6 protein-coding genes are annotated in these 5,236 nt (G+C 66.0%); 1 reads left to right on the forward strand and 5 read right to left on the reverse strand.

Going from position 1 to position 5,236, the window contains the following annotated elements; all coding sequences use genetic code 11:
- Entirely contained in the window at positions 1 to 474 is a 474-nt protein-coding gene (gene secB, locus ACIQ42_RS15665; RefSeq protein ID WP_397423178.1) for a protein-export chaperone SecB, read from the forward strand.
- A 12-nt stretch (positions 475 to 486) separates the two neighbouring features.
- On the opposite strand, the gene dnaQ is transcribed toward secB, so the two are convergent.
- The 5 genes from dnaQ to ACIQ42_RS15690 form a co-directional block, all read right to left on the reverse strand.
- Complete coding sequence (gene dnaQ, locus ACIQ42_RS15670) at positions 487 to 1,191, reverse strand: DNA polymerase III subunit epsilon (protein WP_397423179.1); 705 nt, start codon at positions 1,189 to 1,191, stop codon at positions 487 to 489.
- A 31-nt stretch (positions 1,192 to 1,222) separates the two neighbouring features.
- Entirely contained in the window at positions 1,223 to 3,265 is a 2,043-nt protein-coding gene (locus ACIQ42_RS15675; protein ID WP_397423180.1) for a sulfatase-like hydrolase/transferase, read from the reverse strand.
- 73 nt (positions 3,266 to 3,338) lie between these two features.
- A complete protein-coding gene (coaE, locus tag ACIQ42_RS15680; protein ID WP_397423181.1) occupies positions 3,339 to 3,935 on the reverse strand; it encodes a dephospho-CoA kinase in 597 nt (198 codons plus the stop codon).
- The gene (aroE, locus tag ACIQ42_RS15685) at positions 3,932 to 4,816 is read right to left on the reverse strand and encodes a shikimate dehydrogenase (protein ID WP_397423183.1); all 885 of its coding nucleotides are present in this window, start codon (positions 4,814 to 4,816) and stop codon (positions 3,932 to 3,934) included. Before aroE ends, coaE begins: the two co-directional genes overlap by 4 nt.
- A partial coding sequence (locus tag ACIQ42_RS15690) for a Maf family protein (RefSeq protein ID WP_397423182.1) occupies positions 4,774 to 5,236 on the reverse strand: 463 nt, incomplete at its 5' end. The genes ACIQ42_RS15690 and aroE, both read right to left, overlap by 43 nt.

Below are 5,236 nucleotides of genomic sequence, written 5' to 3' on the forward strand. Positions count from 1 at the left end.
ATCGATCCCGGCGCCGCGGCGCCCGAGGCCTCCGCAGAGCCCGGCATCCGCATCCTGGCCCAGTTCATCCGCGACCTGTCGTTCGAGAACCCGCGTGCGCCTGACGCCCTGCGTCCCAGCCCGGACCAGCCGGCGATCGAGCTCAACGTCGAGATGAACGCGCGCGGCCGCGAAGACGGTCTGTTCGAGGTCGACCTCAAGTTATCGGCCCACGCCAACCGCACTGACGGCCCGCTGTTCGTGGTCGAACTGCTGTACGGCGGCGTCTTCCAGATTACCGGTGTTCCCGGCGACGAGATGGAGCCGGTTCTGCTGATCGAGTGCCCCCGCTACCTCTTCCCCTTCGCCCGCCAGGTCATCGCTGAGGTCACCTCGCAGGGCGGCTTCCCGCCCTTCCTGCTGGACCCCATCGACTTCGCCGGCGTCTATGCCTCGCGCAAGGCTCAGGCCGAGCAGCAGATCGGCCACGCGTAGAGAAGGCCGGGCCTACAGCCCGAACTTCGCCCAGAGGTCCTGGTTCTTCACCACGTCTCGGATGAACGCAGCGTGGGTCTCCCGTTCGCCGTCGGTGGAGCGGGGCGCCAGCGGGCGGGGCCTTGGGCCATAGTCGTTGCGTGACGAGACATGGACGGTGCTGGCCACCACCTCGGCGGTCAACTCCAGCCTGCGCTCTCGACCGCCCTTCAATTCCAGATAGACTGCCGCCAGCAACCTGGCGTCGATCAGGGCGCCGTGCTTTTCGCGCTCCGACAGCGACACCTTGAAGCGCTTGCACAGCGCATCCAAAGAGTTGTGCATGCCGGGAAAGCGATGCTTGGCCAGGGCAAGGGTATCGATCCATCGCGCCTCAGGGATCGGCGCGCGACTGCAATTCGCCAGTTCCCAGTTGATGAACCCCCGGTCGAAGCCGGCGTTGTGGGCGATCAGCGGCGCGTCACCGATGAAGTCCAGGAACCCCTCCACGACATCAGGGTGCTCGAACCGGGGCTTGCCGCGCAGGAAATCCGCCGACAGTCCGTGCACCTTCTCTGCCTCGGCGGGCATGTCCCGGCAGGGGTCTATGTAGACGTGGAACGAACGGCCCGTGGGCACGAAGCTCTCGATCTCCAGACAGGCCAGTTCCACCAGCCGGTCGCCGGTCTTCGGGTCGAAGCCGGTGGTTTCCGTATCGAGGACAATCTCGCGCGCCATGGCTATCCATGCCCCGCTTTGCTGCTCGGGTTCAAGTCGCTGGCGAGGCGTCGCGTCGGGCGCTTTCGCTGACATCGCGCAGGGTCATGAGCCACGCCGAAAGAGGCTGGGTGATCTTGCCCGGCGTCTTCGCGAGATCGTCAGCCTCCCGAAGGCGCATCGCGTCTTGGAACAGGGGGTCAGCCTCAAAGCGCACGACCTCTTCGGGGGTCATCTCCCCGCCCTGTAGCGCAAGTGTTTCCTGGCTGACCGGCGACAGTTTCGCGCGATACCCCGGCCGCGTGGTGACAATGTAGCGCTTCGCCGCCACGTGAAGGCCGACCAGACCGGCCACCCGATCCCCAAGAAGCCCGCGCACCGCAGCGCCGCCGATCCTCGCGTGGTCGCGGATGTGACCCTGGCCGTGACTGACGTCGTGCACCAGACCGGCGATCTGGAGTTCCAAATCCTCCGGGGCCAGCTGCGCCAGGACATCGGCGCACTGCAAACCGTGATCGATCTCACTTAGCCCCGGAGCCTCGCCGGGCACGTCGGCCATCGCCTCGAGATGTGCTTCCAGCGCCTGAAGGCTCGCGAAGGGTTTCAGGGGTTCGTTTGTGGACATGGTGGGTTTCCTTGCGCTCCAGCCAGGCGGCAGCGGCGGCCAGCGACCCTTGCCACCTCCCTCGATGAGCAGACCTGTCAGGGTGCGCTCGGTGTGTTGCGCACGCCAGGTCAGCTGAGCCTGGGCCTGTTCGAGGATGCGCTCCAGCCGAACCTCAGCGGTTCGCCAGGTCGGATCAGCCTCAAGATCAAAGCTCAGCGAGCGGCCATCGCCGAAGTGGACATAAGCGCCCCGGGCATCCCGCCGAACCGCCAGGTTTGACCGCTCGGCGCGCAGGTCTCGACCCGCCGGTTGCGGTGTCGCCCCAATGTAGCCTGTGCGCCAGTCATATTCCCAGTGCGCGGCGCTGCGCCATTCCGGCGGTTCGACACCATCAAGGAAGGGGGTCAGGGGCCGCCCGTCGCACTGTGACGGGACCTCAAGTCCCATCAGGTCACACAGGGTTGGAAAGATATCGACGTTTTCAGTGAACGACTCGACGACGCGTCCGTGCCCTGCGGGACGGCGCGGGTCCCGGAGAAGGCCGACCACGTGGTAGCTGGCCTCGAAGTAGCCGGCTTTCTGGACGAGCCCCTGGTCTCCCAGTTGCTCGCCGTGATCCGCCGTGATGATCACCACCGTGTCATCCCACTGGCCCAATGCTTCGAGCGCTGCCCAGACCCGGCCCAGCTGATGATCAACCTCGCTGACCATCCCGTAGTATTGCCCCCGCAACGCCCGCATCGCCGCCGGATCCTCGGGCGCCTTCATGAGGGGATGCCGCATCAATCCCGCATGCAGCTTTTCAGGCGTCGCCGTCGCCTCGACCGGTGCCGGAGACCTGTCCGGATCGTACATCTGCGAAAAGTGGCCGGCTGCGGCGTAGGGCGGATGCGGGCGGAAATGGCTGAGGTGAGCGAACCATGGGCCTTCCTGCACCTGCAGCCAGGCGAGCAGGTGGTCGGTCAAAAAGGCCGCCATGCTGTGCTCGGCGGGGCGGTCGGATTCACTGGCCAGCGCCAGGTCGGGATCCGTGAAGCGCGGGTACCCCATGTCAGCCAGCCAGTCGAGCCAGGCCCCCGGATCGCCCGCCGCAAGTCTGCAACCGATTTCGAAGCCCGGCAGCACACCCTCGTAGCTCTGCAGCCGGGGGTCATCAGGCCCTTCGGCTTCCCGGGGATCGACGCTCTGGTCGGTGTAACCGAAAAGCGTTGGCCGGTATCCGGCTCGCGTCGCAGCCTTGGCCAGGTTGTCAAACCGCGCGTCGAGCGGCGCGCCGTTGCCGACAACCCGATGATTCATCTGATAAAGACCGGTGTAGAGGCTCGCGCGGCCCGGGCTGCAAGGCGCGGCCTGACTATAGTGTCGTGCGAATCTGACGCCGTTGGCGGCAAGCCTGTCGAGATGCGGCGTGCGCACGACGGGGTGGTCCGCCGCGGACAGACACTCCGCGCGAAACTGATCCAGCGTCACCAGCAGATAGTTGGTCAAACCGGGCTCCTTCCAGTGTCGGCTTAACCCGGCTTCGTCACCGTTATTGTGACTGACGCGCGGTTTACCGATATCAAGGCGACGGCTTTCGAAGCGCCGCTATCACCTCGGTCACCTGCGTCCGCGCCGCCTCGAGACCCTTGCTGGTATCGATCACGAAGTCGGCGCGCTTGCGCTTTTCCGCGTCCGGCATCTGCTGCGCCAAAATCGCATCCAGACGCTCCGGGCTCATGCCTTCGCGAGCCAGAACCCGCGCGCGCTGCATCTCTGCCGGCGCGGAGACCACGATCACCGCATCCATGTTCTTCTCGCCGCCCGTCTCGTAAATCAGCGGCACATCCAGCACGATCATGTCGGCGCCCGACGCTGTCGCCGCCTCGAAAGCCTCGGCGCGGCTGCGGCCGATCAGCGGGTGGACGATGCTGTTGAGCTTCGCCATGGCTTCCGGCTTGCCGAGCACCGCATTACGCAGCGCCTCGCGATCGACACGACCATCGCGGACCGTCCCTGGAAACGCTTCGCCCACGGGCGCTACGGCGACGCCCCCCACGTCATAGGCCGCGTGCACGGCAGCATCGGCGTCATAGACGGGGATCCCCGCGTCGCGGAACATCGCCGCGGTCGTCGACTTGCCCATCCCGATGGAGCCGGTCAGTCCGATGATTTTCATGGGTTCAGAGCCTTCAGCGCCAGCCCCCGCACATCAACCCCTTTCGGTGGGGGTTGACCGTAAAAGGCTTCGAACGAGGGTTCGGCCTGGCGGATCAACATTTCCAGACCGTCGACGGTGGCGCGGCCCAAGTCCCGCGCCTGTTTCAGGAACGGTGTTTCCAGCGGCTTGTAGACCATGTCCATCACCACCGTGTCTTCGGGGGTCAGTTCCAGGGGAATGTCGAGGCTGCCTTGGCCAGACAACCCGGCCGACGTGGCGTTGATGATCGCCCTTGTATCCCTGAACGCCCCCACCGCATGGTTCAGCGGAAGGGCCGAGACGTTCCGGCCCAGATCGGCGGCGATCGCCTCGGCCTTTTCCAGGGTGCGATTGACGATCCAGACGCGCGGGGATCCTGCCGCCAGCAAGGCCGAGACCGCGCCCCGCGCCGCGCCGCCCGCGCCCAGCACCACCGAGGGCCCGGCTGTCACATCATACTGCGGGGCTTGCGCTGCGAAGGCCCCAAGCAGACCCACGCCGTCGGTGTTATCGGCATAGACCTGACCATCCGTATCGAAAATCAGCAGGTTCGCCGCCTGGGCACGCCGGGCGGCGTCGCTTACCTGATCGGCCAGGCCCAGGGCGGCTTCCTTGAAGGGCAGCGTCACGTTGACCCCCCGGATCGCGCCGCCGCGCATGCCGCGCACAAACCGCTCAAAGCCCAAGGCGTCCGGCGAGAACGCCACATAGACCCCGTCGACGCCCGCCGCTTCCAGCCAGGCGTTGTGCAGGATCGGCGACAGGGAATGTGCGACCGGCCGTCCCACCACACCCGCGACAATGCTGGCGCCCGTGATCAAGCTGGTATCTCCCCATGTTGGCGCAAGAGATCCAGCAATCCCATCAGTGGCAGGCCCAGGATGGCGAAATAGTCGCCCTCGATTTTCGAGAACAACTGGGCGCCGGGGCCCTCCAGGCGGTAACAGCCCACCGATCCCAGCGCCGCCTCTCCCTCGGTGGCCAAATAAGTCTCGAGAAAGGCGTCGGAAAAGTCGCGCATGGTCAAGGTGGCCGTCACCACCTCGCGCCAGATCGGTATGCCATCCCGGGCCACCACCACTGCGGAATGAAGCCTGTGGGTCTTGCCGCGTAGAACCTTCAGTCGCGTCCCGGCGGACTGGAGATCCGGAGCTTTGTCATAGAGTGTGCCGTCCAGATCGAGTGTCTGGTCCGCGCCGATCACCAGGCCCGTCCGGGCCAGCGAGACGACCAGTGCCTTTCGCTCGGCCAAGGCTTCGGCGACGTCCCGTGGCCCGGCG

Source organism: Phenylobacterium sp., from assembly GCF_044372605.1.
Lineage (GTDB): Bacteria > Pseudomonadota > Alphaproteobacteria > Caulobacterales > Caulobacteraceae > Phenylobacterium.

Excerpts from the sequence above, each read along its gene's own strand:
- coaE (WP_397423181.1), bottom strand. The coding sequence starts at position 3,935 with ATGAAAATCATCGGACTGACCGGCTCCATCGGGATGGGCAAGTCGACG.
- dnaQ (WP_397423179.1), bottom strand. The coding sequence starts at position 1,191 with ATGGCGCGCGAGATTGTCCTCGATACGGAAACCACCGGCTTCGACCCG.